The sequence below is a fragment of the Streptomyces sp. NPDC027962 genome, assembly GCF_055566095.1.
Genome location: NZ_JBVHTA010000013.1, coordinates 139,811 through 165,408 on the forward strand (window position 1 = coordinate 139,811; position 25,598 = coordinate 165,408).

Here is a 25,598-nt window from a genome sequence, read left to right on the forward strand (position 1 = left end):
GTGCGTTCCCGGGCGATTAGCTCAGTGGGAGAGCGCTTCGTTCACACCGAAGAGGTCACTGGTTCGAACCCAGTATCGCCCACCGGGAGAGGCCGGTCCGTCATCGACGGACCGGCCTTGCTCATTCCCGCCGACCGCACTCAGGCCGCGGCCGGCAGGTCCGGACGCAGCGGCCACGCCGGGTCGACAGCCTCCGGAGTCCCGCTGCGCGCGAACCACGCCTGCAGCCCCCGCGCCTGTGCCGCGTGCCACACCGCCTGCAGCGTGTGCAGCTCCGCCGGTGAGAGGCGCTCCATCCGCGCCGCGAAACGCCGGCCGACCGCTCGGACGACCTCGAGCGCCGCCAGCGCGTCCGCCGCCGCGTCATGGGCGCCGTCCAGCACCACCTCGTACTGCACGCACAGGTCGGCGAGTGTCCGCCGGCCCTTGCGGTAGCGGTCGAGATGCTTGTCCAGCACTCGCGGATCCAGCACGCACAGCGGCGAACGGTCCAGATAGCGGCTCAGTGACGAGGCGCGGTGGCGCCTCAACTCCCGGTCCAGCAGAGTCAGATCGAACGGCGCGTTCATCACCACCAGCGGGCGGGCGGCAGCGCACTGCTCGGCCAGCAACCTGGCTATCTCCTCCATCACCGGCGCCGGCCAACGGCCGTTGCGCTGCAGATGGTCGTCGGTCAGCCCGTGGACCTCGACGGCTCCCGGCGGCACGGGCACCCCCGGATTCACCAGCCAGCGGGTGATCCTCGGCCGCCCGCCGGGCGCGTCCTGGACCACGACCGCCGCCGACACGATCCGGTCCTCCTCTACGTCCACTCCGGTTGTCTCTGTGTCAAATGCGGCCAGAGGGCCGTCATACCAGTGCGTCATCCCCGAACTCCTCGCACGTAAGCGGCAGATGGCGACAACCCCTGCCCGAATCGGTGATACCCGGGCTGTTTGCACCGTACGCGGGCCGGTGACAACACAGGTGACGGGGAAGGAAATTGCCATGGCGCTCGCCCAGCCCGAGCCGGGAGGGCTGCTACCCCAGCGGACGGCCCCGCTGCGCGGAGCACTCGCGACCACCGCCTGTATGGAGACGCTCCAGGTGGGCTATCTGCATGCCGTCGCGGCCGCGGCGGGGTGTTCGCTCTCCCAGCCGTTTCCCGACAACGGCATCGACTGGCATGTCAGCCACAGCTCGGCCGGACACACGGTCGACGACGAAGTGACCATCAAGGTGCAGCTCAAGTGCACGTACCAGATCCCGCCGCACCCGCCGGGGCCCGCATTCTCCTTCACCCTCGACAACGACCATCTGGTGAAGCTCGCCCGCACCCCGGTCTCCGTGCACAAGATCCTTGTCGTGATGCTCGTCCCCAGAACGCAGGACGAGTGGCTGCGCGCCAGTCACGACCGGCTCGACCTGCGGCACTGCTGCTACTGGACCAACCTGGCCGGCCAACCCGTGACCGGCAGGCGCAGGACCACCGTGCGCATCCCGACCTCGCGGATCTTCGACGACCGAGCGCTCTGCGAGATCATGACGCGTGTCGGGGCGGGAGGGAGACCCTGATGCACCGGCCCTTCGACGACCACGTGCGCCCACATCCGGGCACCGAGGAGCCTTCTGGTCCCTGGCTGGGATCGGCGGAACCTGACCCGGCCGACGTCGACCCCGTCGTCCTCGGTGCGCTGCTGGACCGGCACGGCTGGCGCCGCCGCGGCGGCGCCGCCGGCCGCTACACCCGCTGGACCCCGCCAGGGCCCGCCACCGGCGGCACCAGCCTGCTCGTGCCCGAGAGCAAGGCCTTCCCCGACTGCGAGGACCTGCTCGGCGAGGCGATCACCGCCCTCGTCCGCAGCGCCGCACCGTCCGCCAGGGACGTCCTCGTGGGGCTCACCGTCCCCAGCGACGAGATCCGCTGGTGGCGCGACACGCCCCTGTCGGGTCCGTCGGGTACGGCGCCGTGGACCGTGCAGGAGCAGCTCCGCTCCGCCGCCCGGCAGATGCTGCTGGCGGGGGCGCTCGCCGCCCGGGGCCGTGCCGGCTACTACGGCGCCCGGCACCGCAGGCAGGCCCAGGCCCTCCTTGAAGGCGTCCTCGTCGGGCCCGCGCCGGGCGGCCGGACCCTGACCGCGTTTGTACCCGTCCAGTCCGGACGGGCCCTCGCGGTACGGCTCTGCCACGCGCTTCAGGCGGCGCGGGAGGCCATCGACTACCAGCGCGCGACCGGCGGGATGGAGGCCTTCGACGCGGCGGTCCACGCCGGGGTGAGCCGGGAGCTGACCGAGGCCGTCATCGCCCTGGTACGGGGCTGCGAGGGCGCCCGGATCGCGCTCGCGTGGTCGCCCGCCGCCGGGGTGCCGCAGGGATGTGCGGCACGCATGGAACCGGTCGAGTTCTCGCCGGGCGATCTCCCGGCTCTGCGCGCTGCGGGCGCCCGCTACCTCCAGGACGAGCCGTCCGTACCTGTACGTATCACTGGCGCCGTCGTGCGGATGAGGCGCTCGGGAGCGCGCGGATCCGGCACCGTACGGCTGCGGGTCCTGTCCGGCGCGGACGTCCCCCACGTCCGGGTGGCGATGGACGAGGACGCGTACCGCACGGCCGGCCATGCGCACCTGTCCGGACTGCCGATCCGGGTGGCCGGACGGCTGGAGAGCCGGGGCGGCTTCCGGCGGCTCACCGACGCGTCCGGCGTGGTGCCGGTGGCCGTGGACGAGGCGGAGCGGGACCGGCTGATGAAGTCGCTCCAGGAGAACCTGGACTTCTTCGAGGAGGCGGGCGAGCAGGAGGAGGACGGACAGGGCCCCGCCCCGGCTCCTTGACCGTTTCGCAAGTGGCCCCTCCGGCTCGGTACGATTCCGGGTGCGTACACACCACGAATCGGGTACGCATCCGCCTTCAGTCAGGAGAGACCGGTGTCAGACGTCCGTGTGATCATCCAACGCGATTCCGAGCGGGAAGAGCGCGTGGTGACGACGGGCACTACGGCCGCCGACCTCTTCCCCGAGCGCACCGTCGTCGCCGCGCGAGTGGCCGGCGAGCTCAAAGACCTGGCGTACGAGCTGAAGGACGGCGACGAGGTCGAGCCCGTCGAGATCTCCTCCGAGGACGGCCTGGGCATCCTGCGCCACTCCACCGCGCACGTCATGGCCCAGGCCGTGCAGGAGCTCTTCCCCGAGGCGAAGCTCGGCATCGGCCCGCCGGTCAAGGACGGCTTCTACTACGACTTCGACGTCGAGAAGCCCTTCCACCCCGATGACCTCAAGGCCATCGAGAAGCGAATGCAGGAGATCCAGAAGCGCGGCCAGCGCTTCTCGCGCCGCGTCGTCACCGACGAAGCCGCGCGCGAGGAGCTCGCAAACGAGCCGTACAAGCTGGAGCTCATCGGCCTCAAGGGCTCGGCCTCGAGCGAGGACGGCGCGGACGTGGAGGTCGGCTCGGGCGAGCTGACCATCTACGACAACCTGGACGCCAAGACGGGCGAGCTGTGCTGGCGGGACCTCTGCCGTGGCCCGCACCTGCCCACCACCCGGAACATCCCGGCGTTCAAGCTGATGCGCAACGCCGCCGCGTACTGGCGCGGCAGCGAGAAGAACCCGATGCTCCAGCGCATCTACGGCACCGCATGGCCGTCGAAGGACGAGCTGAAGGCGCACCTCGACTTCCTCGCCGAGGCCGAGAAGCGCGACCACCGCAAGCTGGGCAACGAGCTCGACCTGTTCTCCATCCCCGAACAGATCGGCTCCGGCCTCGCGGTCTTCCACCCCCGGGGCGGCATCATCCGCCGGGTCATGGAGGACTACTCGCGCAAGCGCCACGAGGAGGAGGGCTACGAGTTCGTCTACAGCCCCCACGCCACGAAGGGGAAGCTCTTCGAGACCTCGGGTCACCTGGACTGGTACGCCGAGGGCATGTACCCGCCCATGCAGCTCGACGAGGGCGTGGACTACTACCTCAAGCCCATGAACTGCCCGATGCACAACCTGATCTTCGACGCGCGGGGCCGGTCCTACCGTGAACTGCCCCTGCGTCTCTTCGAGTTCGGGACCGTGTACCGGTACGAGAAGTCGGGCGTCGTGCACGGCCTGACCCGTGCCCGCGGCTTCACGCAGGACGACGCGCACATCTACTGCACCAAGGAGCAGATGGCGGACGAGCTCGACTCGACGCTGACCTTCGTGCTGAACCTGCTGCGCGACTACGGTCTGACCGACTTCTACCTGGAGCTGTCCACCAAGGACGAGACCAAGTTCGTCGGCTCGGACGAGGCCTGGGAGGAGGCCACCGAGACCCTGCGGCAGGTGGCCGAGAAGCAGGGCCTGCCGCTGGTCCCGGACCCGGGCGGCGCCGCCTTCTACGGCCCGAAGATCTCCGTCCAGGCCAAGGACGCGATCGGCCGCACCTGGCAGATGTCGACCGTGCAGCTCGACTTCAACCTGCCCGAGCGCTTCGACCTCGAGTACACCGGCCCGGACGGCACCAAGCACCGTCCGGTGATGATCCACCGCGCGCTGTTCGGAAGCATCGAGCGGTTCTTCGCGGTGCTGCTGGAGCACTACGCGGGTGCGATGCCGCCGTGGCTGGCGCCGGTGCAGGCGGTGGGCATCCCGATCGGTGACGCGCACGTCGAGTACCTGCAGGAGTTCGCCGCGGAGGCGAAGAAGAAGGGCCTGCGGGTCGAGGTGGACTCGTCCTCGGACCGCATGCAGAAGAAGATCAGGAACCAGCAGCGGCAGAAGGTCCCGTTCATGATCATCGTCGGCGACGACGACATGAACGCCGGCACGGTCTCCTTCCGCTACCGCGACGGCTCGCAGGAGAACGGGGTTCCCCGTGACGAGGCGCTTGCCAAACTCGTTGATGTGGTCGAGCGTCGCGTGCAGGTGTGACGTGGTCCCCGCGTGAGCGGGGATGGTCCCAGGATCCGGAAACAGCACAAGATCAAGGTGCCTTGCTCCCCGCCTCCGCGGGGATGAGCGAGGGGCGGCCCCTTCCCCGGGGCCGCCCCTCGCAGCATGCCTCCACCCAGGCCGAATATGCTGGCCCGCATGACGACAGAGCAGCCGGAGCAGCAGATCGGGGTCGGGACGCCGGACGCGTTCCAGCGACTGTGGACGCCTCATCGGATGGCGTACATCCAGGGTGAGAACAAGCCCACCGGCCCGGGCTCGGGCGACGGCTGCCCGTTCTGCTCGATCCCGGCGAAGTCCGACGAGGACGGTCTGGTCATCGCCCGCGGCGAACGCGTGTATGCCGTGCTCAATCTCTACCCGTACAACGGCGGCCATACCATGATCGTTCCGTTCCGGCACGTCGCCGACTACACGGATCTGGATGACGCCGAGACCCTTGAGCTGGCCGAGTTCACCAAGCGCGCCATGACAGCCCTGCGTACGGCCTCCGGTGCGCACGGATTCAATGTGGGCCTCAACCAGGGCTCCGCCGCCGGTGCCGGTATCGCCGCCCACCTGCACCAGCACATCGTGCCCCGCTGGGGCGGCGACACCAATTTCATGCCGGTCGTGGGCAACACCAAGGTGTTGCCGCAACTGCTCGGCGACACCCGCAAAATGCTCGCGGAGGCCTGGCCCGCGTAAGGCCTACGCGTCGTAGACGTCCGCCTTGCGCGGGCTGGGGTCCTGGACGAAGGTGCTGACCACGGAGGCGCGGTTGTTGAAGCGTTCCGTGTCGACGCCGTTGTCCTCGAGCACTTTCATGGCGGCCGCGTGGGCCACGCGCAGTACGGGCGTGGCCGCGCGCATGGCGTCGTCCGCCATGAACCGGTGCCGCCACGGCTTCTCCGCCCAGGCGTGCCGCAGGCCGAAGGGCTCGGGGAGCACCAGCTTGCCGCCGAGGTAGTCGAGCAGCGGCGGATACCAGGTGAACGGGGCGCGCGCGGCGAGCCGTACGACCTCCCGTGCCTCGACGAGGGGCAGCACGCGGTCGACGGTCTCCCAGAACCGGAAGGTCTTGCTGACCGTGACGGTCTTGGGCTCCGGCTTCGTGGTGAAGAGGGAGTGGACCGGGCCGAGTGCGTGGCCGGTGACCTCGAGGCGCAGGGTCTCGTGGAGCACGGTCACGGTGATCATCATGGTGATGACCAGCTGTCCGTCCCAGAGGGTGAACTGCACGCCCAGGTAGTGGCGGTTTCCGCTGCCGAACTGCTGGTGGTTGCAGATGCGCTGTATCTCGTGGCCCTTGATCTGGAAGGTCTCGACCTCCTGGCCCTCGGGCCGGGCGACGGCGCCGGCGTTCTCGCCGACGGGGGAGACGATCCAGTGCGTGACCGAGGGCGCGGGGAAGCCGCCCGAGTTGAGCGGGCCGCGCTCCAGGAGCTTGAGCTTGTCGTGGATGGCCCTGATGACGTCCCAGCTGCGGAACTGGTTGATCTCCTTGCCGGGGTCGTCGGAGACGAGTTCCTCCGCCATCTGCCAGCTGCCCCAGCGGGTTCCCATGCCGAGTATGCCCTTGGGGCCGGCGTAGAAGACGACGTTGGACCGCTGCTCCGCGGTGAGTTTCTCGAGGCCCTGGCGGAGCTGCTCACGGGCGGCGTCGCCCGGGTTCCCGGGGACGGCCTCCGGCACCTTGGCGCCGATGCCGCCGCCCGACAGCAGAGCGTCCCAGCGGGCACGCATGTCCTTGGCGGAGGACTCGCAGATGCGTTTGGCCAGGAACCAGCCGATGACCGGAGCGATGAGCATGGCCCGGACGTAGTACGCCCAGAAGCCGCCGAAGGGGAGGCGGACGAGGAAGAGCACGACCAGGATCCCGATGGCCACCAGCAGCAGGCTGCCGATCGCTCCGGCGGTCCTGTTCTGCGAGCCGGCGAGGGTGCGGCGGAGCTGGAAGACGCCCAGCCACAGGAGTAGTCCCGGCAGGAAGAGCAGTCCGCACAGGCCCATGACGGTGGTGAGTCTGCTGTCGCGTTCGCGGCGCAGGCGGGTGGCGGCGAGGCAGTGCTCGACGACGGCCTGGGGCTCCGTGCCGAAGGACTGGACCAGGGGCGCGCGGGCGCCGCCCAGCATGCGGACCTGGACGGCTCTGGCGAAGGCTTCTCCGAGATTGGGCTCCAGGAGCGAGAGCTTGCCCGGCTTCACCTCGGATTTGTGCCACTCGCTGTTGGCCTTGAGGATCTCCTTGAGCTCGCTGTCCCGGTACGCGGCCGACGCGAGCGCATGCGTCGCCGCGGTCTGTCCGGCCGACCCCATGAGCGGGACCTGAGCCCCGGGGGTGAAATCGAATGCGTCGTTCGCCACTACCGCCCCCATCGCCGCGCGCTTCCGCTCTGCGGCCTGTTCCCAACTACCGTGCCCGGCACACCTTCTGAACTGGGCCGCCCGGTTCGTTGCCCAGCGTATCGAGGCTGTGGCCGTCGCGTCAGTGGGCGTGGGGCCGCCGCCCGCCGCGGAGGGTCCGGGCGGGCGGCGGACACAACTAGGCGGTGGCCGCGGCCTGTTCGCGCATTCTGTCGGCGACCTGCTGGGGCATGGCCTCATGGCGTGCGTAACAGCGGCTGAACTGCCCGGTGCCGTGGGAGAGGGAGCGGATGTCCACCGCGTACCTGCCGATCTCGATCTCCGGCACCTCCGCTCGGACCAGGGTGCGAGACCCGCTGACCTGTTCGGTGCCGACGACTCTGCCGCGGCGGCCCGACAGGTCGCTCATCACCGCTCCCACGTACTCGTCAGAGACGAGCACCTGCAGTTCGGCGACGGGCTCGAGCAGATTGATGCGGGCGTCGGCGGCGGCTTCGCGCAGGGCGAGGGCGCCGGCGGTCTGGAAGGCGGCGTCGGAGGAGTCCACGGAGTGGGCCTTGCCGTCCCTGAGGGTGACCCGTACGTCGACGAGGGGGTAGCCGGCCGCGACACCGCGGGCGGCCTGGGCGCGTACGCCCTTCTCCACGGACGGGATGAACTGGCGCGGCACCGCCCCGCCGACGACCTTGTCGACGAACTCGATGCCGGAGCCGGGCGGCAGCGGTTCCACGTCGATCTCGCAGATCGCGTACTGGCCGTGCCCGCCGGACTGTTTGACGTGACGGCCGCGGCCCGCGGAGCCGTCGGCGAAGGTCTCGCGCAGCGACACCTTGTGCGGGACGACGTCCACCTGCACGCCGTAGCGGCTGCGCAGCCGTTCGAGAGCGACATCGGCGTGTGCCTCGCCCAGGCACCACAGGACGACCTGGTGGGTGGCCTGGTTCTGTTCGAGCCGCATGGTGGGGTCCTCGGCCACCAGGCGTGCGAGCCCCTGGGAGAGCCGGTCCTCGTCCGCCTTGCTGTGGGCCTGGATGGCCAGCGGCAGCAGTGGGTCGGGCATGGCCCATGGCTCCATGAGGAGCGGGTTGTCCTTGGCGGACAGCGTGTCTCCGGTCTCGGCGCGGGACAGCTTCGCGACGCAGGCCAGGTCGCCGGCGATCACATGCGGGAGCGGGCGCTGCTGTTTGCCGAAGGGGGCGGACAGGGCGCCGACGCGTTCGTCGACGTCGTGGTCCTCGTGGCCGCGGTCGGCAAGGCCGTGCCCGGACACGTGCACCGTCTCGTCGGGGCGGATGGTTCCTGAGAAGACCCGGACGAGCGAGATCCGGCCGACGTAGGGGTCGGAGGCGGTCTTGACGACCTCGGCGACGAGGGGACCGGCTGGGTCGCAGCTGATCTGCGGGCGCGGCAGGCCGTCGGGAGAGGTGACGGCGGGCGCCGGGGGTTCGAGCGGCGTGGGGAAGCCGCCGGTGATGAGCTCCAGCAGTTCGACGGTGCCGAGGCCCTGCTTGGAGCCGTTGCCGGCGGGGGCGGCGGCGAGGACCGGGTGGAAGGTGCCGCGGGCGACGGCCTTCTCCAGGTCGCCGATGAGGGTTTTGAGGTCGATCTCCTCACCGCCGAGGTAGCGGTCCATGAGGGTCTCGTCCTCGCTCTCGGCGATGATCCCTTCGATCAGACGGTTGCGGGCCTCGTCGATGCGGGGCGTCTGGGCGGGGTCCGGCGGGGTTTCCTTCCGTTCGCCCGAGGAGTAGTCGAAGATCGTCTGGCTGAGCAGGCCGACCAGGCCGGTGACCGGCGCGTGCCCGTCGGCGTGCTGTGGGCCGTACTGCGGCAGGTAGAGCGGCAGTACGGCGTCGGGGTCGTCGCCGCCGAAGATGCCGGCGCAGACGGCGGTGAGTTCGTCGAAGCCGGTCCGCGCGGTCTCCAGGTGGGTCACGACGATCGCGCGGGGCATGCCGACCGCCGCGCACTCCTCCCAGACCGCGCGGGTGGCGCCGGCCACGGCATCGGCCTCCTGTGCGGCGGACACGACGAAGAGGGCCGCGTCCGCGGCTCGCAGACCGGCCCTGAGCTCACCGACGAAGTCGGCGTATCCGGGGGTGTCCAGCAGGTTGATCTTGCACCCGCCCCATTCCAGGGGGACGAGGGAGAGCTGTACGGAGCGTTGCTGGCGGTGCTCGATCTCGTCGTGGTCGGAGAGCGTCGCGCCGTCCTCGACCCGGCCTGCCCGGTTGACCGCTCCCGCGGCCAGAGCCAGCGCCTCGACCAGGGTCGTCTTGCCGGATCCGCTGTGGCCGACCAGCACCACATTCCGTACGGATGCGGGGTGGTCGGCCGTTACTGCTCTGCCGGCGGCTCCGGGGTGTGCATGTGCCTTGTCGCCCATGATCTTGCCTCCCGATCGATTGCACGGCGAGGAGGGGGATCCGCGGGAGCGCGGGGAGCGGTGAGGGCTTCCCTCAGGGGTCGTCCGGGGCAGCTCCGGCGATGCCCGCGGTGGTCTTTCGAGCTTTCCACTCCCGTCACCGTGCGTCCATACGTCGGACGCCGCCTCCCCGGACGGGTGCCCGGCGCTGCGGTGCTGCGGTCGTGGCTACGATGGGCCAGCCGGTGGCCGTAGGGGCCACGCGGCACACCGGACCCTCGGGAAGGCCATGCTGAACAAGTACGCGCGTGCATTTTTCACGCGTGTCCTCACACCGTTCGCCGCGTTTCTGCTCCGCCGCGGGGTCAGCCCGGACGCGGTCACCCTCATCGGCACGGCCGGAGTGATGGCGGGAGCGCTGGTCTTCTTCCCCCGTGGGGAGTTCTTCTGGGGCACGATCGTCATCACGCTGTTCGTCTTCTCCGACCTCGTCGACGGCAACATGGCACGTCAAGCGGGGATTTCCAGCCGGTGGGGCGCCTTCCTCGACTCGACGCTCGACCGGGTCGCCGACGCAGCGATCTTCGGCGGGTTCGCCCTCTGGTACGCGGGCGGGGGCGACGACAACGTGCTGTGCGCGGTCGCGATCTTCTGTCTCGCGAGTGGCCAGGTCGTCTCGTACACCAAGGCGCGCGGAGAATCGATCGGCCTGCCGGTCGCCGTCAACGGGCTCGTCGAGCGTGCTGAGCGGCTCGTGATCTCGCTGGTGGCCGCAGGGCTCGCCGGACTGCACGCATTCGGCGTGCCCGGCATCAACGTCCTGCTGCCCATCGCGCTGTGGATCGTGGCCGTCGGCAGCCTGGTGACACTGGGGCAGCGGGTGGTGACAGTGCGGCGCGAGTCGGCAGAGGCGGACGCGGCCGCGTCGCAAGAGCCCGGGGCGGGGGCAGCGTGATGCGGGACAAACTGACCGACGCGCTCTACGGACTGGGCTGGAGCGCCGTCAAGAAGCTGCCGGAGCCGGCTGCGGCCAGGCTCGGCCGGACCATCGCCGACACCGCCTGGAAGCGGCGCGGCAAGGGTGTGCTGCGGCTGGAGTCCAACCTCGCCAGGGTGGTGCCCGACGCGGGTCCCGAGCGGCTCGCGGAACTGTCCAAGGCCGGAATGCGCTCGTACATGCGGTACTGGATGGAGTCGTTCCGGCTGCCCGCCTGGAGCCAGGAGCAGGTCGCACGCAGCGTCGAGATCCAGGACGTGCACCGCCTGACCGACGGCCTCGCCTCCGGGCGGGGTGTGATCCTCGCGCTGCCTCACCTGGCCAACTGGGACCTCGCGGGTGTGTGGGCGACCAGGTCCCTGGGCGTGCCGTTCACGACGGTCGCCGAGCGTCTGCGGCCCGAGTCGCTGTACGACCGGTTCGTCGCCTACCGCGAGAGCCTCGGCATGGAGGTGCTGCCGCACTCGGGCGGCGCCGCCTTCGGTACCCTCGCGCGCCGGCTGCGCTCCGGGGGCCTGGTCTGTCTGGTCGCCGACCGCGACCTGTCGGCGTCCGGCGTCGAGGTCAAGTACTTCGGCGAGAGCGCACGCATGCCGGCGGGCCCGGCGCTGCTCGCACAGCAGACCGGGGCGCTGCTGCTGCCCGTGACTCTCTGGTACGGCGAGGAACCGATGATGCACGGGCGCGTCCACGCGCCCGTCGAGGTCCCTGAGACAGGTACACGCGCCGAGAAGACCTCCTCCATGACACAGGCGCTGGCCGATGCCTACGCCGCTGGTATCGCCGAACACCCGGAGGACTGGCACATGTTGCAGCGGCTGTGGCTCGCCGATCTCGAGGAGCGCAGGACGTGAAGATCGGCATCGTCTGTCCGTACTCCTGGGATGTGCCGGGGGGCGTGCAGTTCCACATCAGGGATCTCGCCGACCATCTGATCCGGCTCGGCCACGACGTGTCCGTGCTGGCCCCGGCCGACGACGAGACGCCGTTGCCGCCGTACGTCGTCTCCGCGGGCCGGGCCGTGCCCGTCCCGTACAACGGCTCCGTGGCGCGCCTGAACTTCGGCTTCCTCTCCGCGGCCCGGGTGCGGCGGTGGCTGCACGACGGCACCTTCGACGTGATCCACATCCATGAGCCCGCCTCGCCGTCGCTGGGACTGCTGTCCTGCTGGGCGGCGCAGGGACCGATCGTGGCCACCTTCCACACGTCGAACCCGCGCTCACGGGCCATGATCGCCGCGTATCCGATCCTGCAGCCCGCCCTGGAGAAGATCAGCGCCCGCATCGCGGTCAGCGAGTACGCGCGGCGCACCCTCGTCGAGCATCTCGGCGGCGATGCCGTCGTCATCCCCAACGGCGTCGACGTCTCCTTCTTCGAGAAGGCGGAGGCGAAGAAGGAATGGCAGGGCAACACGATCGGCTTCATCGGCCGGATCGACGAGCCCCGCAAGGGACTGCCGGTGCTGATGAAGGCACTCCCCGCGATCCTGGAAGAGTGCCCGGACACCCGGCTGCTCGTCGCGGGACGCGGCGACGAGGAGGAGGCCGTGGCCTCCCTGCCGGTCGACATGCGCCGGCGCGTCGAGTTCCTCGGCATGGTCAGCGACGAGGACAAGGCGCGACTGCTGCGCAGCGTCGACGTGTACGTGGCGCCCAACACCGGCGGTGAGAGCTTCGGCATCATCCTCGTCGAGGCGATGTCGGCGGGCGCGCCGGTGCTCGCCTCCGACCTGGACGCGTTCGCCCAGGTCCTCGACCAGGGGGCGGCGGGCGAGCTGTTCGCCAACGAGGACTCGGGCGCGCTGGCCGCCGCGGCGATCCGCCTGCTGCGGGACCCCGAACGCCGGGCAGAGCTGCGGGTGCGGGGCAGCGCGCATGTGCGGCGGTTCGACTGGTCGACGGTGGGGGCGGACATCCTGGCCGTGTACGAGACGGTGACGGACGGGGCGGCGTCGGTCGCGACGGACGAACGCCAGGGCTTCCGGGCGCGCTTCGGCCCGGCCCGCTCGGGATGACGCCTGCGGGGGCTTGCTCCCCGCCGCGGCTTCTGCGGCCTTGCGGGCGTGGTGGCCCGGCCCCCTGCGGCTTGGCGGGCGTGGTGGCCCGGCCCGGCTTCTGCGGTCTTGTGGCCGTGGCGGCCCCACTCGCACTCGGCAGCAGCGTCGAGGCTCTCGCCGCGCCGGTTCCCGGGCCGGGCAACACCCGGATCCGGTACCGCCCTTCGCGCCGTGTCCGTCCTCCCTCTCCACTTGTCGCCGGGCGGCCCGTGGGTGTCTCCCACGCCGCCAGGCGTAGGGGTGGACGCGGACGGGCCCGATTTCGCTCCGCGAAGCCCCTGCCTCAGCGGTGCCCCCGGTCTGGGGTCCCCCACGGCCGCCAGGCCGGAGGGGCCGGGGGCGGGGTAGCGGCCCCGGGTAGTGGCCACGCCAGCACCCGCGGACCGCACCGGTAGCCTTACCGCCCGTGAGCACCCTGATCTGGATCGTCGTCGCCCTCGTCGCCATCGGCATGTACCTCAGCTGGACCGCCGGCCGGCTCGACCGGTTGCACGCCCGGATCGACGCGGCCCGTGCCGCCCTCGACGCGCAGTTGCTGCGGCGGGCCTCGGTCGCGCAGGAGCTCGCCACCTCCGGCGTACTCGATCCCGCCGCGTCGATCGTGCTGTACGAGGCCGCCCATGACGCCCGTCAGGCGGAGGAGGAGCAACGAGAGGTCGCGGAGAGCGAGTTGAGCGCGGCGCTGCGGGCCGTGTTCGGGGAGAGCGAGCAGGTCGAGGCGGTGCGGCAGGTTCCGGGCGGCGAGGAAGCCGCGGAGGAGCTCGCACAGGCCGTGCGCCGCGTGCCCATGGCGCGGCGGTTCCACAACGACGCCGTGCGCGCCGCGCGGGCGCTGCGGCGGCACCGGAAGGTCCGCTGGTTCCGGCTCGCGGGCCATGCTCCGTTCCCGCTGGCCTTCGAGATGGACGACGAGCCGCCGGCGGCGCTCGCGGACAGGCCCGGCTAAAACGATCCACCGGGTGTCCATTGGCCCTTGCAGTGGCCTGGTCGGCGGGGGTTCCATCGGTGACGCATCACAACGTCGTCATCAAGTGAGGTCCCCGTGTCCAGCACCCCCACCCCGCAGACCCCCGAGACCGGCACCGCGCGCGTGAAGCGCGGCATGGCCGAGCAGCTCAAGGGCGGCGTGATCATGGACGTGGTCGACGCCGAGCAGGCGAAGATCGCCGAGGACGCGGGCGCCGTCGCCGTCATGGCCCTGGAGCGCGTGCCCGCCGACATCCGCAAGGACGGCGGCGTGGCGCGGATGTCCGACCCGAACATGATCGAGGAGATCATCGAAGCGGTCTCCATCCCGGTCATGGCCAAGTCCCGCATCGGCCACTTCGTCGAGGCCCAGGTGCTGCAGAGCCTCGGCGTGGACTACATCGACGAATCCGAGGTGCTGACCCCGGCCGACGAGGTCAACCACAGCGACAAGTGGGCGTTCACGACCCCGTTCGTGTGCGGCGCCACCAACCTGGGTGAGGCCCTGCGCCGTATCGCCGAGGGCGCGGCAATGATCCGCTCCAAGGGCGAGGCCGGCACGGGCAACGTCGTCGAGGCCGTCCGCCACCTGCGTCAGATCAAGAACGAGATCGCCAAGCTGCGCGGCTTCGACAACAACGAGCTGTACGCCGCCGCAAAGGAGCTGCGCGCCCCCTACGAGCTCGTCAAGGAGGTCTCCGAGCTCGGCAAGCTGCCGGTCGTGCTGTTCTCCGCCGGCGGTGTGGCCACCCCCGCGGACGCCGCGCTGATGCGCCAGCTCGGTGCCGAGGGTGTCTTCGTCGGCTCCGGCATCTTCAAGTCGGGCGACCCGGCCAAGCGTGCCGCGGCCATCGTGCGGGCCACGACCTTCTTCGACGACCCGAAGATCATCGCGGACGCCTCCCGCAACCTGGGCGAGGCCATGGTCGGCATCAACTGCGACACGCTCCCCGAGGCCGAGCGCTACGCCAACCGAGGCTGGTAATGACCACGCACCACCTGCCTTCGGCGGAGGCTTCCCCCGTGATCGGCGTCCTGGCGCTCCAGGGCGACGTACGGGAGCATCTGATCGCCCTGGCCGCGGCCGATGCCGTGGCCAGGCCGGTCCGGCGCCCCGAGGAGCTGGCAGAGGTCGACGCCCTGGTGATCCCGGGTGGCGAGTCCACCACCATCTCCAAGCTGGCGGTTCTGTTCGGCATGATGGAGCCGCTGCGCGAGCGGCTGCGCGCGGGCATGCCGGTGTACGGCACCTGCGCCGGGCTGATCATGCTCGCTGACAAGATCCTCGACCCGCGGTCGGGCCAGGAGACGTTCGGCGGCATCGACATGATCGTCCGTCGTAATGCCTTCGGGCGGCAGAACGAGTCCTTCGAGGCGGCCGTCGAACTGAAGGGCGTCGAGGGTGCCCCCGTGGAGGGCGTCTTCATCCGCGCGCCGTGGGTCGAGTCGGTCGGCGCGGAGGTCGAGGTCCTCGCGGAGTACGGCGGCCACATCGTGGCCGTGCGGCAGGGCACCGTCCTCGCGACCTCCTTCCACCCGGAACTGACCGGCGACCACCGCGTCCACGGCCTTTTCGTGGACATGGTGCGCGCAGCGGCCTGAAGGGATCCCGGTAGGATCTCTGGGGTTCGTTCAGTAAAGGGTTACGCGAAGGAGACAGGCAGATGTCCGGCCACTCTAAATGGGCTACGACGAAGCACAAGAAGGCCGTGATCGATGCCAAGCGCGGCAAGCTCTTCGCGAAGCTGATCAAGAACATCGAGGTTGCGGCCCGCACCGGCGGTGCGGACGTGGACGGCAACCCGACCCTCTTCGACGCCATCCAGAAGGCCAAGAAGAGCTCGGTGCCGAACAAGAACATCGACTCCGCGGTCAAGCGAGGTGGCGGTCTCGAGGCCGGCGGCGTCGACTACGAGACCATCATGTACGAGGGTTACGGGCCGAACGGTGTCGCGGTGCTCATCGAGTGCCTCACCGACAACCGCAACCGCGCCGCCTCCGACGTGCGCGTCGCCATGACCCGCAACGGCGGGTCCATGGCCGACCCGGGCTCGGTGTCGTACCTCTTCAACCGCAAGGGTGTCGTCATCGTCCCCAAGGGCGAGCTCACCGAGGACGACGTCCTCGGAGCCGTCCTCGACGCCGGCGCGGAGGAGGTCAACGACCTCGGTGACTCCTTCGAGGTGCTCAGCGAGGCCACCGACCTGGTCGCGGTCCGCACCGCCCTCCAGGACGGCGGCATCGACTACGACTCCGCCGAGGCCAACTTCGTCCCGACCATGCAGGTCGAGCTGGACGAGGAGGGCGCGCGCAAGATCTTCAAGCTCATCGACGCGCTCGAGGACAGCGACGACGTGCAGAACGTCTTCGCCAACTTCGACGTCTCGGACGAGGTCATGGAGAAGGTCGACGCCTGACGCCCACTCAAATCGGCGTACACGACGGGCCGACGGGGACACGCTCCCGGTCGGCCCGTCCGTGCGTCGCGCGCGATGTCAGTGGCAGCCGATAGCCTGCACAAACAGTTGAGCGAAGGATGTGGTGGCGTGCGCGTGCTGGGGGTGGACCCGGGGCTGACCCGGTGCGGCGTGGGCGTCGTCGAGGGCGTGGCAGGCCGGCCGCTGACCATGCTCGGCGTGGGGGTCGTGCGAAGCCCGGCCGACGCCGAGCTGGGCATCCGGCTGGTCGCCATCGAGCAGGGCATCGAGCAGTGGCTCGACGAGCACCGGCCCCAATTCGTCGCCGTGGAGCGGGTCTTCAGCCAGCACAACGTCCGCACGGTGATGGGCACGGCCCAGGCCAGCGCCGTCGCCATGCTCTGCGCGTCCCGCCGCGGCATCCCCGTGGCCCTGCACACCCCGAGCGAGGTCAAGGCCGCCGTCAGCGGCAACGGCCGGGCCGACAAGGCACAGGTGGGGGCGATGGTGACGCGGCTGCTGCGGCTCGACGCCCCGCCCAAGCCGGCCGACGCCGCCGACGCGCTGGCCCTCGCCATCTGTCACATCTGGCGGGCCCCCGCCCGGAACCGACTCCAGCAGGCCGTCGCCGCGCACCGCTCGTCGACGTACGCATCGAAAGGCCGCACCGCATGATCGCCTTCGTGAGCGGCCCCGTCGCCGCGCTCGCCCCGACCACGGCCGTGATCGAGGTCGGCGGCATCGGCATGGCCCTCCAGTGCACACCGAACACCCTGTCGGAGCTGCGCATCGGCCAGGCCGCAAAGCTCGCCACCTCGCTGGTCGTGCGGGAGGACTCGCTCACCCTGTACGGCTTCGCGGACGACGACGAACGCCAGGTGTTCGAGCTGCTGCAGACCGCCAGCGGGGTCGGGCCGCGGCTCGCCCAGGCCATGCTCGCGGTGCACAGCCCCGACGCCCTGCGGATCGCCGTCGCCACCGGCGACGAGAAGGCGTTGACCGCGGTGCCCGGCATCGGCAGGAAGGGCGCCCAGAAGCTGCTGCTGGAGCTGAAGGACCGCCTCGGCGAGCCGCTCGGCGCGAGCCCCGGGGTCGGTGCTCCGGTCAGCCAGTCCTGGCGCGACCAGCTCCACGCCGCGCTGATCGGCCTCGGCTATGCGACGCGCGAGGCGGACGAGGCGGTCACGGCGGTGGCGCCGCAGGCGGAGACGATGGGCGCGGCACCGGAGGTGGGGCCGCTGCTGCGGGCGGCGCTCCAGACCCTGAACCGGGCACGCTGAGGTGTCCCCGCGGGGAGACCTTGCGCCGGGGGAGCGTCGACCCGGGCCCCGCACCTCCGACGCCGCGTACGCAGCCCGCCGGGTCCCTCCCGCGGCCGCCGGGCCGTAGGGGAGATCGAGGGCACTGCACGAAGCCAGGTCCGGGTCCGGGGCCCGCCTCCGGTATCGGGGTGGGGTGCCTCCCACGGCCGTCAGGCCGTTGGGGGAGGGTGGGGGACCACGCCCCACGCAGCGGCCGCGCCCCCGCCCGCCGACAACCGTACGAACCGAGAAGGCAGACACCACGTGAACTGGGACGACGAGACCACCGCCGAGGCGGAACCACGGCTGGTCGGCGGTGCCGCCGACGGCGAGGACCAGGCCGTCGAGGCGGCCCTGCGCCCCAAGTCGCTCGCCGAGTTCGTCGGCCAGGAGCGCGTCCGCGAGCAGCTGGACCTCGTGCTGAAGGCCGCACTCGCCCGTGGCGCCACCGCCGACCACGTCCTGCTCTCCGGTGCGCCCGGTCTCGGCAAGACCACCCTGTCCATGATCATCGCGTCGGAGATGAACGCGCCGATCCGCATCACCTCGGGCCCCGCCATCCAGCACGCCGGCGACCTGGCCGCGATCCTGTCCTCCCTCCAGGAGGGCGAGGTCCTCTTCCTGGACGAGATCCACCGCATGTCCCGGCCCGCCGAGGAGATGCTGTACATGGCGATGGAGGACTTCCGGGTCGACGTGATCGTCGGCAAGGGCCCGGGCGCCACCGCCATCCCGCTGGAGTTGCCCCCGTTCACCCTCGTCGGTGCCACCACGCGGGCCGGACTGCTGCCGCCGCCGCTGCGTGACCGCTTCGGCTTCACCGCGCACATGGAGTTCTACGAGCCCGCCGAGCTCGAGCGTGTCATCCACCGCTCAGCCCAGCTCCTCGACCTGGAGGTCGACACCGACGGCGCCGCCGAGATCGCGGGCCGTTCGCGCGGCACGCCCCGTATCGCCAACCGTCTGCTGCGCCGCGTCCGGGACTACGCGCAGGTGAAGGCCGACGGAGTGATCAACCGGGAGATCGCCGCCGCGGCACTGCAGGTGTACGAGGTGGACAGCCGTGGTCTCGACCGGCTCGACCGCGCCGTGCTCCAGGCGCTGCTGAAGCTGTTCGGCGGCGGCCCGGTCGGCTTGTCGACACTCGCGGTCGCGGTGGGGGAGGAGCGCGAGACCGTCGAGGAGGTCGCCGAGCCGTTCCTCGTACGGGAGGGCCTGCTGGCACGCACACCCCGTGGCCGGATCGCCACTCCCGCTGCGTGGGCCCACCTCGGTTTGACCCCGCCCCAGCAGGCGCAGGGTGCAAGCGGACAACAGGGTCTGTTCGGGACGTGACGGGGGTGGGACGGCGAGGAGACTCGCCCGGCCAGGAACCACAGTGGGATGCTGGGCGTTGTTCCATCGATGCGGACTCGCTTAGACTCCGCCGATGCCGCCCGTACAGGTCGGCGTGCCCACCCCCGTAGATCAGGCCGCTCGCTCACGCGGTCATGCGAAGGAATTCCCCCGTGGATATCTTGACCCTCCTCCCCTTCATCGTGCTCATCGGGGCCATGTTCCTGATGACCCGCTCCGCCAAGAAGAAGCAGCAGGCTGCCGCCAACATGCGCGACCAGATGCAGCCCGGCACCGGAGTGCGGACCATTGGGGGCCTTTATGCCACCGTCAAGGAGGTCACAGACGACACGGTCCTCCTCGAGGCCGCACCCGGCGTCCACCTGGTGTTCGCGAAGAACGCCATCGGCGCCGTGCTCTCCGACGAGGAGTACAACCGCATCGTCCACGGCGACGACGACCTCAAGTCCGACGCTCCGGCCGTTCCGGACGACGCTTCCTCGCTGACCGACGCCGACGCCGCGGACGTCGACGAGGGCGCGGTCTCCTCGGACGACGCCAAGCTCGACCTCGGCAAGAAGACCGACAAGGCCGACGAGCCCAAGGACGGCAAGGCCGACGGCGAGGCCGACGCGAAGTAGTCACGATCGGGGACCGCGGTGGCGCCGGGCAGGCGCCGGGCGGTCCCGTGGCGTGTCGACTGATCGCGGGGGCAGGTCCCCACAACACTTCGTGGCCGTCACGGGCGCACACCCGGCGCCGTGGGCGGTTGGACAGGGAGAAACGAGAAGGTGGCAGCACCGAACAGGGGCCGAAGGCCCGCGGGGGCTCAGGGCAAGCCGGGGCGTGCCCTGGCTCTGATCCTGATCGCCATGGTCGCGCTCACGGGCGGGATGTTCGCAGCGGGCGAGTTCACGCCCCGTCTGGGCATCGACCTGGCGGGCGGTACGTCCATCACGCTCCAGGCCAAGAGCCTGCCCGGCCAGAAGGACGCGGTCAACGAGACAAACATGAACACGGCGGTCGGCATCATCGAGCGCCGTGTCAACGGTCTCGGTGTCTCCGAGGCCGAGGTTCAGACCCAGGGTGACAACCACATCATTGTGAACATCCCCAAGGGCACGAACTCGGAGCAGGCCCGGCAGCAGGTCGGCACCACCGCCCAGCTGTTCTTCCGGCCGGTGCTGACCGTCGCACCCGGTGGCCCCGCCGCCCCGGAGCCCTCGCCGAGTGCGTCGGGCAGCGACAAGGCGAAGGAGGACAAGGGCAAGGAGACGGCCACCCCGCCGACGGGCTCCCCGTCCGGCAACCCCTCGCCCAGCGCCACCACCCAGGGCCGCGCGGTCACCGACGGCCTCAAGGCTCCCGCCGCGAGCCCGAGCCCTTCCGGCTCCGAGGAGCCGAAGGGCTCCGAGAGCCCCAAGCCGGGTGAGAGCCCCGAGCCGAAGCCGTCCGACGACCCCGCCACCGGCGCGCTCGAGAAGCAGTTCACCGCTCTCGACTGCACCGACCCCAAGGCCCGCGGCAAGCTCGGCGACGACGTCAAGCCGTCCGACACGACCGTTGCCTGCGGCGAGAACAGCGCCGGCCAGTGGGAGAAGTACATCCTTGGTCCCGCCGAGGTGGACGGCAGGGACGTCGACGACGCCAAGGGCCAGCTCGACCAGCAGCGCGGCATGTGGATCGTGACGATGGACTTCACCGACGCCGGTGCCAAGAAGTTCCAGAAGATCACCAGCCGTCTGTCGCAGCAGCAGCCCCCGATGAACCAGTTCGCCATCGTCCTCGACGGTGAAGTGGTCTCGGCCCCGCAGGTCAACCAGACGCTGAGCGCCAGCGCCGAGATCACCGGCAGCTTCGACCAGGAGTCCGCCCAGAACCTGGGCAACATCCTGTCGTACGGCGCGCTGCCGCTGTCCTTCGAGGAGGACAGCGTCACCACCGTGACTGCCGCCCTCGGTGGCGAGCAGCTCAAGGCCGGTCTGATCGCCGGTGCGATCGGTCTCGCCCTCGTCGTGATCTACCTGGTCGTCTACTACCGCGGTCTGTCGCTGATCGCTCTGCTCAGCCTCGGCGCGTCCGCGATCCTGACGTACACGATCATGACCTTGCTCGGGCCTACCATCGGCTTCGCGCTGAACCTGCCGGCCGTCTGCGGCGCGATCGTCGCCATCGGTATCACGGCGGACTCGTTCATCGTCTACTTCGAACGCATCCGGGACGAGATCCGGGAAGGCCGCACCCTGCGCCCGGCCGTCGAGCGGGCCTGGCCGCGTGCCCGCCGCACCGTCCTGGTCTCCGACTTCGTGTCGTTCCTCGCCGCCGCGGTGCTTTTCGCGGTCACCGTCGGCAAGGTCAAGGGCTTCGCGTTCACGCTGGGCCTCACCACCCTCCTCGACGTGGTCGTGGTGTTCCTCTTCACCAAGCCGGTGATGACGATGCTGGCCCGCCGGAAGTTCTTCTCCGACGGCCACCCGTGGTCCGGACTCGACCCGAAGCGGCTCGGCGCCAAGCCTCCGCTGCGGCGTTCGCGCCGCACCACCGCCCCGACGACCGACCCGAAGGAGGCGTGAGATGTCCCGACTCGGCAATCTCGGCGCCAGGCTCTACCAGGGCGAGGTCGGGTACGACTTCGTCGGCAAGCGCAAGCTCTGGTACGGCGTCTCCATCCTGATCACGATCACCGCGATCGTCGCCCTCGCCGTTCAGGGCCTGAACATGGGCATCGAGTTCAAGGGCGGCGCGGTCTTCACGACGCCGAAGGCGGACGTCAGCGTCAGCCGGGCCACGGAGGCGGCGGGATCCGTCTCCGAGCACATCCCGATCGTGCAGGAGCTGGGCACCGGTGGTCTGCGCATCCAGATCAGCGGTGTGGGCCCCGGTGAGGCCGATCAGGTGGGCAAGGACATCGCCCAGGAGCTCGGCATCCCCGCGAACACCATCGCTTCCGAGCTCGTCGGACCCAGCTGGGGTGAGCAGATCGCCAACAAGGCCTGGACCGGCCTCGGCATCTTCATGCTCCTCGTCGTGATCTACCTCGCCATCGCCTTCGAGTGGCGCATGGCGGTGGCGGCCCTGGTCGCGCTGATCCACGACATCACCATCACGGTCGGTATCTACTCCCTCGTCGGGTTCGAGGTCACCGTCGGTACGGTCATCGGTCTGCTGACGATCCTCGGTTACTCGCTGTACGACACGGTGGTCGTCTTCGACAGCCTCAAGGAGGGCCAGAAGGACATCACCAAGCAGACCCGCTTCACCTACAGCGAGATCGCCAACCGCAGCATCAACAGCACCCTGGTGCGCTCCATCAACACCACCGTCGTCGCGCTGCTGCCGGTCGCCGGCCTGCTCTTCATCGGCGGCGGTTTCCTCGGTGCGGGCATGCTCAACGACATCTCTCTGTCGCTGTTCGTCGGTCTCGCGGCCGGTGCCTACTCGTCGATCTTCATCGCCACCCCGCTCGTCGCCGACCTCAAGGAACGCGACCCGCAGATGAAGGCCCTGAAGAAGCGGGTGCTCGCCAAGCGCGCTGCCGCTGCCGCCAAGGGCGGGAGCGGGCAGGACGAGGGTGACGGGGTGGGTGAGCCGCACGACGAGGAGCCGGGCGACGCAGCTCCCGCCGCCGCGGTCGTCGGCCCCCGCGGCCGCGGCCGGGGCCGCCCCTCGGGAAGGCGCCGATGACGGCCACCACCCAGGAGCTCCTGCTCAGCCGCATCCGCGACGTCGCCGACTATCCGAAGCCGGGGGTGATGTTCAAGGACATCACGCCGCTGCTCGCGGACCCGGTTGCGTTCACCGCGCTGACCGATGTCCTGACCGACTACTGCGTCCGGCACGGTGCGACGAAGATCGTGGGCCTCGAGGCCCGCGGTTTCATCCTGGCCGCGCCGGTGGCCGTCCGCGCCGGCATCGGGTTCATCCCGGTGCGCAAGGCGGGCAAGCTCCCCGGAGCGACGCTGTCGCAGGCGTACGAGCTGGAGTACGGCACGGCGGAGATCGAGGTGCACGCCGAGGACCTCAGCGCGGGCGACCGCGTCATGGTCATCGACGACGTCCTTGCCACCGGCGGTACCGCGGAGGCTTCCCTGGAGCTGATCCGCAGGGCCGGTGCCGAGGTGGCGGGCGTCGCGGTCCTGATGGAACTGGGATTCCTGGGCGGCCGGGCACGGCTCGAGCCGGCGCTCGACGGGGCGCCCATGGAGGCCCTGATCACCCTCTGACGCCGCCCTGACCAGTGGATTGTCCACCGGTTCGAGGTCTGCCGACCGCCGAGACGGGCACCCGGGAACAACCGGGTGCCCGTCTCGCGTTGTGAGCAGCCTCCCCTCCGGACGCGATCGGGACGGCCAAGGTCGATACGATGGGCTTTCCGGGGCCTGACCGGGGACCCGGACCCGCACGAGGAGCGCTCTTGCCAGACGAGGCCCAGCCCGCCGCCGCGCAGCCCGACAAGAAGGCCGAAAAGGCCGCGGCAGCCCCTGTCACGCCCGAGCCGAAGCAGACACAGCGGGCGGAGCCCGCCGTGCCCGAGCGAGTGCGCCCGGTCCCCGTCACCGCCCCCAAGCCCATGCCGCCCACCGGGCCCCGCAGCGGCGGCTCCTCGAACCGTGTGCGCGCCCGTCTCGCGCGCCTGGGCGTGCAGCGCTCCTCGCCGTACAACCCGGTGCTGGAGCCCCTGCTGCGGATCGTGCGCAGCAACGACCCCAAGATCGAGACGTCCACGCTCCGCCAGGTCGAGCGCGCCTACCAGGTCGCCGAGCGCTGGCACCGCGGCCAGAAGCGCAAGAGCGGCGACCCGTACATCACGCATCCGCTCGCGGTCACGACCATCCTCGCCGAGCTCGGCATGGACCCGGCGACGCTGATGGCCGGACTGCTGCACGACACGGTCGAGGACACCGAGTACGGCCTGGAGCAGCTGCGCCGCGACTTCGGCGACTCCGTGGCGCTGCTGGTCGACGGCGTCACCAAGCTGGACAAGGTCAAGTTCGGCGAGGCGGCGCAGGCGGAGACCGTCCGCAAGATGGTCGTCGCCATGGCCAAGGACCCGAGGGTCCTGGTCATCAAGCTCGCCGACCGCCTGCACAACATGCGCACCATGCGCTATCTCAAGCGGGAGAAGCAGGAGAAGAAGGCCCGCGAGACCCTCGAGATCTATGCGCCGCTGGCCCATCGCCTCGGCATGAACACCATCAAGTGGGAGCTCGAGGACCTCGCGTTCGCGATCCTCTACCCCAAGATGTACGACGAGATCGTCCGCCTCGTCGCCGAACGGGCGCCCAAGCGCGACGAGTATCTCGCCATAGTGACCGACGAGGTCCAGTCCGACCTGCGCGCCGCCCGCATCAAGGCCACCGTCACCGGCCGCCCCAAGCACTACTACAGCGTCTATCAGAAGATGATCGTCCGCGGCCGTGACTTCGCGGAGATCTACGACCTGGTGGGCATCCGCGTCCTCGTCGACACGGTCCGCGACTGCTACGCCGCCCTCGGCACGGTGCACGCGCGATGGAATCCGGTCCCCGGCCGGTTCAAGGACTACATCGCGATGCCCAAGTTCAACATGTACCAGTCGCTGCACACGACGGTCATCGGCCCCAACGGCAAGCCGGTCGAGCTGCAGATCCGCACCTTCGACATGCACCGCCGCGCCGAGTACGGCATCGCGGCGCACTGGAAGTACAAGCAGGAGACCGTCGCCGGCGCGTCCAAGATCCGCACGGACGTGCCCAAGGCCGGCAAGGGCACCGCTGGGCAGGACACCGTCAACGACATGGCCTGGCTGCGGCAGTTGCTGGACTGGCAGAAGGAGACGGAGGACCCCGGGGAGTTCCTGGAGTCCCTGCGCTTCGACCTGTCGCGCAACGAGGTCTTCGTCTTCACGCCCAAGGGCGACGTGATAGCGCTCCCCGCGGGCGCCACGCCCGTCGACTTCGCCTACGCGGTGCACACCGAAGTGGGCCACCGCACCATAGGCGCACGGGTCAACGGCCGGCTCGTACCGCTCGAGTCGACCCTCGACAACGGCGACCTGGTCGAGGTCTTCACGTCCAAGGCCGAGGGCGCGGGCCCCTCCCGCGACTGGCTGGGCTTCGTCAAGTCGCCGCGGGCGCGCAACAAGATCCGCGCCTGGTTCTCCAAGGAGCGCCGCGACGAGGCCATCGAGCAGGGCAAGGACGCCATCGCGCGGGCCATGCGCAAGCAGAACCTGCCGATCCAGCGCATCCTCACCGGGGACTCGCTGGTCACCCTGGCACACGAGATGCGCTACCCCGACATCTCGTCCCTGTACGCGGCGATCGGCGAGGGACATGTCGCCGCACAGGGCGTCGTGCAGAAACTGGTGCAGGCCCTCGGCGGCGAGGAAGCCGCCAACGAGGACATCGCCGAGTCCATCCCGCCCTCGCGCAGCCGCACCAAGCGCCGCAAGAACGCCGACCCAGGCGTGGTGGTCAAGGGCGTCGAGGACGTGTGGGTCAAGCTGGCCCGCTGTTGTACGCCGGTGCCGGGCGACCCGATCATCGGCTTCGTCACCCGCGGCAGCGGCGTCTCGGTGCACCGCGCGGACTGCGTCAACGTCGATTCGCTGTCGCAGCAGCCCGAACGGATCCTCGACGTCGAGTGGGCCCCGACGCAGTCGTCGGTCTTCCTCGTCGCCATCCAGGTCGAGGCGCTCGACCGCTCGCGCCTGCTGTCCGACGTGACCCGGGTCCTGTCCGACCAGCACGTCAACATCCTGTCGGCGGCCGTGCAGACCTCCCGCGACCGGGTGGCCACCTCGCGCTTCACCTTCGAGATGGGCGACCCCAAGCACCTCGGCCACGTCCTGAAGGCCGTTCGGGGCGTGGAGGGCGTCTACGACGTCTACCGCGTGACCTCGGCGCGACGACCCTGACGGATCGCCGTAGCTCGTG

The 25,598-nt window shown here is 70.3% G+C and carries 22 protein-coding genes and 1 tRNA gene; 20 read left to right on the forward strand and 3 right to left on the reverse strand.

Going from position 1 to position 25,598, the window contains the following annotated elements; genetic code table 11:
• Window positions 1–10 precede the first annotated feature (10 nt).
• Window positions 11–82: transfer RNA gene (locus ACZ4SA_RS15355), tRNA-Val, on the forward strand.
• Window positions 83–140: 58 nt separating this feature from the next.
• Here the strand turns inward: ACZ4SA_RS15355 and ACZ4SA_RS15360 are convergent.
• The gene (locus ACZ4SA_RS15360; RefSeq protein ID WP_468274186.1) at window positions 141–866 is read right to left on the reverse strand and encodes an exonuclease domain-containing protein; all 726 of its coding nucleotides are present in this window, start codon (window positions 864–866) and stop codon (window positions 141–143) included.
• Window positions 867–987: 121 nt separating this feature from the next.
• Between ACZ4SA_RS15360 and ACZ4SA_RS15365 the strand changes: the two genes are divergently transcribed.
• From ACZ4SA_RS15365 to ACZ4SA_RS15380, 4 genes are all read left to right on the forward strand, one after another.
• Window positions 988–1,554 (forward strand): DUF4365 domain-containing protein, encoded by a 567-nt coding sequence (locus ACZ4SA_RS15365; RefSeq protein ID WP_468274188.1) that lies wholly within the window; start codon window positions 988–990, stop codon window positions 1,552–1,554.
• Window positions 1,554–2,810 carry a hypothetical protein gene (locus tag ACZ4SA_RS15370; protein ID WP_468274189.1) on the forward strand — a complete coding sequence of 419 codons (1,257 nt, stop codon included), beginning with the start codon at window positions 1,554–1,556 and terminating at the stop codon, window positions 2,808–2,810. Before ACZ4SA_RS15365 ends, ACZ4SA_RS15370 begins: the two co-directional genes overlap by 1 nt.
• Window positions 2,811–2,903: 93 nt before the next feature.
• Window positions 2,904–4,877: a threonine--tRNA ligase gene (gene thrS / locus ACZ4SA_RS15375; protein ID WP_468274191.1), complete on the forward strand. Its 1,974-nt coding sequence runs from the start codon at window positions 2,904–2,906 to the stop codon at window positions 4,875–4,877.
• A gap of 147 nt (window positions 4,878–5,024) precedes the next feature.
• Complete coding sequence (locus ACZ4SA_RS15380; RefSeq protein ID WP_468274193.1) at window positions 5,025–5,585, forward strand: HIT family protein; 561 nt, start codon at window positions 5,025–5,027, stop codon at window positions 5,583–5,585.
• 3 nt (window positions 5,586–5,588) lie between these two features.
• Here ACZ4SA_RS15380 and ACZ4SA_RS15385 read toward each other — a convergent pair whose 3' ends face one another.
• Window positions 5,589–7,244: a hypothetical protein gene (locus tag ACZ4SA_RS15385; RefSeq protein WP_468274195.1), complete on the reverse strand. Its 1,656-nt coding sequence runs from the start codon at window positions 7,242–7,244 to the stop codon at window positions 5,589–5,591.
• Window positions 7,245–7,422: 178 nt separating this feature from the next.
• Window positions 7,423–9,630 carry an elongation factor G-like protein EF-G2 gene (locus ACZ4SA_RS15390; protein ID WP_468274198.1) on the reverse strand — a complete coding sequence of 736 codons (2,208 nt, stop codon included), beginning with the start codon at window positions 9,628–9,630 and terminating at the stop codon, window positions 7,423–7,425.
• A 268-nt stretch (window positions 9,631–9,898) separates the two neighbouring features.
• Here ACZ4SA_RS15390 and pgsA point away from each other — a divergent pair, with 268 nt between their 5' ends.
• The 15 genes from pgsA to ACZ4SA_RS15465 all read left to right on the forward strand — a co-directional run bounded on the left by pgsA (window position 9,899) and on the right by ACZ4SA_RS15465 (window position 25,579).
• Window positions 9,899–10,564, forward strand: coding sequence for a phosphatidylinositol phosphate synthase (gene pgsA, locus ACZ4SA_RS15395; protein WP_468274201.1), 666 nt, complete (start codon window positions 9,899–9,901; stop codon window positions 10,562–10,564).
• Window positions 10,564–11,460, forward strand: coding sequence for a phosphatidylinositol mannoside acyltransferase (locus tag ACZ4SA_RS15400; RefSeq protein ID WP_468274204.1), 897 nt, complete (start codon window positions 10,564–10,566; stop codon window positions 11,458–11,460). Before pgsA ends, ACZ4SA_RS15400 begins: the two co-directional genes overlap by 1 nt.
• Window positions 11,457–12,620, forward strand: a complete 1,164-nt coding sequence (locus ACZ4SA_RS15405) for a glycosyltransferase family 4 protein (protein WP_468274206.1) — start codon at window positions 11,457–11,459, stop codon at window positions 12,618–12,620. Before ACZ4SA_RS15400 ends, ACZ4SA_RS15405 begins: the two co-directional genes overlap by 4 nt.
• A 493-nt stretch (window positions 12,621–13,113) precedes the next feature.
• The gene (locus tag ACZ4SA_RS15410) at window positions 13,114–13,608 is read left to right on the forward strand and encodes a hypothetical protein (RefSeq protein ID WP_468274276.1); all 495 of its coding nucleotides are present in this window, start codon (window positions 13,114–13,116) and stop codon (window positions 13,606–13,608) included.
• A 96-nt stretch (window positions 13,609–13,704) separates the two neighbouring features.
• Complete coding sequence (gene pdxS / locus ACZ4SA_RS15415) at window positions 13,705–14,613, forward strand: pyridoxal 5'-phosphate synthase lyase subunit PdxS (RefSeq protein ID WP_403868095.1); 909 nt, start codon at window positions 13,705–13,707, stop codon at window positions 14,611–14,613.
• A complete protein-coding gene (gene pdxT / locus ACZ4SA_RS15420; protein WP_468274210.1) occupies window positions 14,613–15,230 on the forward strand; it encodes a pyridoxal 5'-phosphate synthase glutaminase subunit PdxT in 618 nt (205 codons plus the stop codon). The genes pdxS and pdxT overlap by 1 nt, the downstream gene beginning before the upstream one ends.
• A gap of 62 nt (window positions 15,231–15,292) precedes the next feature.
• Complete coding sequence (locus ACZ4SA_RS15425; protein ID WP_468274213.1) at window positions 15,293–16,045, forward strand: YebC/PmpR family DNA-binding transcriptional regulator; 753 nt, start codon at window positions 15,293–15,295, stop codon at window positions 16,043–16,045.
• Window positions 16,046–16,174: 129 nt separating this feature from the next.
• On the forward strand, window positions 16,175–16,720 hold the full coding sequence (ruvC, locus tag ACZ4SA_RS15430) for a crossover junction endodeoxyribonuclease RuvC (RefSeq protein ID WP_468274216.1): 546 nt from the start codon (window positions 16,175–16,177) through the stop codon (window positions 16,718–16,720).
• Window positions 16,717–17,325 (forward strand): Holliday junction branch migration protein RuvA, encoded by a 609-nt coding sequence (ruvA, locus tag ACZ4SA_RS15435; RefSeq protein WP_468274219.1) that lies wholly within the window; start codon window positions 16,717–16,719, stop codon window positions 17,323–17,325. The genes ruvC and ruvA overlap by 4 nt, the downstream gene beginning before the upstream one ends.
• 285 nt (window positions 17,326–17,610) lie before the next feature.
• A complete protein-coding gene (gene ruvB, locus ACZ4SA_RS15440; RefSeq protein WP_468274221.1) occupies window positions 17,611–18,681 on the forward strand; it encodes a Holliday junction branch migration DNA helicase RuvB in 1,071 nt (356 codons plus the stop codon).
• Between the two features lie 173 nt (window positions 18,682–18,854).
• The gene (yajC, locus tag ACZ4SA_RS15445) at window positions 18,855–19,322 is read left to right on the forward strand and encodes a preprotein translocase subunit YajC (RefSeq protein WP_468274223.1); all 468 of its coding nucleotides are present in this window, start codon (window positions 18,855–18,857) and stop codon (window positions 19,320–19,322) included.
• 150 nt (window positions 19,323–19,472) lie between these two features.
• The gene (secD, locus tag ACZ4SA_RS15450; RefSeq protein WP_468274225.1) at window positions 19,473–21,254 is read left to right on the forward strand and encodes a protein translocase subunit SecD; all 1,782 of its coding nucleotides are present in this window, start codon (window positions 19,473–19,475) and stop codon (window positions 21,252–21,254) included.
• Window position 21,255: 1 nt separating this feature from the next.
• The gene (secF, locus tag ACZ4SA_RS15455) at window positions 21,256–22,365 is read left to right on the forward strand and encodes a protein translocase subunit SecF (RefSeq protein WP_468274227.1); all 1,110 of its coding nucleotides are present in this window, start codon (window positions 21,256–21,258) and stop codon (window positions 22,363–22,365) included.
• The gene (locus ACZ4SA_RS15460; protein ID WP_468274230.1) at window positions 22,362–22,904 is read left to right on the forward strand and encodes an adenine phosphoribosyltransferase; all 543 of its coding nucleotides are present in this window, start codon (window positions 22,362–22,364) and stop codon (window positions 22,902–22,904) included. The genes secF and ACZ4SA_RS15460 overlap by 4 nt, the downstream gene beginning before the upstream one ends.
• Before the next feature lie 191 nt (window positions 22,905–23,095).
• A complete protein-coding gene (locus ACZ4SA_RS15465; protein WP_468274233.1) occupies window positions 23,096–25,579 on the forward strand; it encodes a RelA/SpoT family protein in 2,484 nt (827 codons plus the stop codon).
• Window positions 25,580–25,598 lie beyond the last annotated feature (19 nt).

Coding starts and splice junctions, on each gene's coding strand:
- ruvA (WP_468274219.1), top strand. CDS start 16,717: ATGATCGCCTTCGTGAGCGGCCCCGTCGCCGCGCTCGCCCCGACCACG.
- ACZ4SA_RS15380 (WP_468274193.1), top strand. CDS start 5,025: ATGCTGGCCCGCATGACGACAGAGCAGCCGGAGCAGCAGATCGGGGTC.
- ACZ4SA_RS15360 (WP_468274186.1), bottom strand. CDS start 866: ATGACGCACTGGTATGACGGCCCTCTGGCCGCATTTGACACAGAGACA.
- ACZ4SA_RS15390 (WP_468274198.1), bottom strand. CDS start 9,630: ATGGGCGACAAGGCACATGCACACCCCGGAGCCGCCGGCAGAGCAGTA.
- ACZ4SA_RS15400 (WP_468274204.1), top strand. CDS start 10,564: ATGCGGGACAAACTGACCGACGCGCTCTACGGACTGGGCTGGAGCGCC.
- ACZ4SA_RS15410 (WP_468274276.1), top strand. CDS start 13,114: ATGTACCTCAGCTGGACCGCCGGCCGGCTCGACCGGTTGCACGCCCGG.
- pdxT (WP_468274210.1), top strand. CDS start 14,613: ATGACCACGCACCACCTGCCTTCGGCGGAGGCTTCCCCCGTGATCGGC.
- ACZ4SA_RS15425 (WP_468274213.1), top strand. CDS start 15,293: ATGTCCGGCCACTCTAAATGGGCTACGACGAAGCACAAGAAGGCCGTG.
- ACZ4SA_RS15370 (WP_468274189.1), top strand. CDS start 1,554: ATGCACCGGCCCTTCGACGACCACGTGCGCCCACATCCGGGCACCGAG.
- pgsA (WP_468274201.1), top strand. CDS start 9,899: ATGCTGAACAAGTACGCGCGTGCATTTTTCACGCGTGTCCTCACACCG.
- ACZ4SA_RS15365 (WP_468274188.1), top strand. CDS start 988: ATGGCGCTCGCCCAGCCCGAGCCGGGAGGGCTGCTACCCCAGCGGACG.
- ACZ4SA_RS15460 (WP_468274230.1), top strand. CDS start 22,362: ATGACGGCCACCACCCAGGAGCTCCTGCTCAGCCGCATCCGCGACGTC.
- secF (WP_468274227.1), top strand. CDS start 21,256: ATGTCCCGACTCGGCAATCTCGGCGCCAGGCTCTACCAGGGCGAGGTC.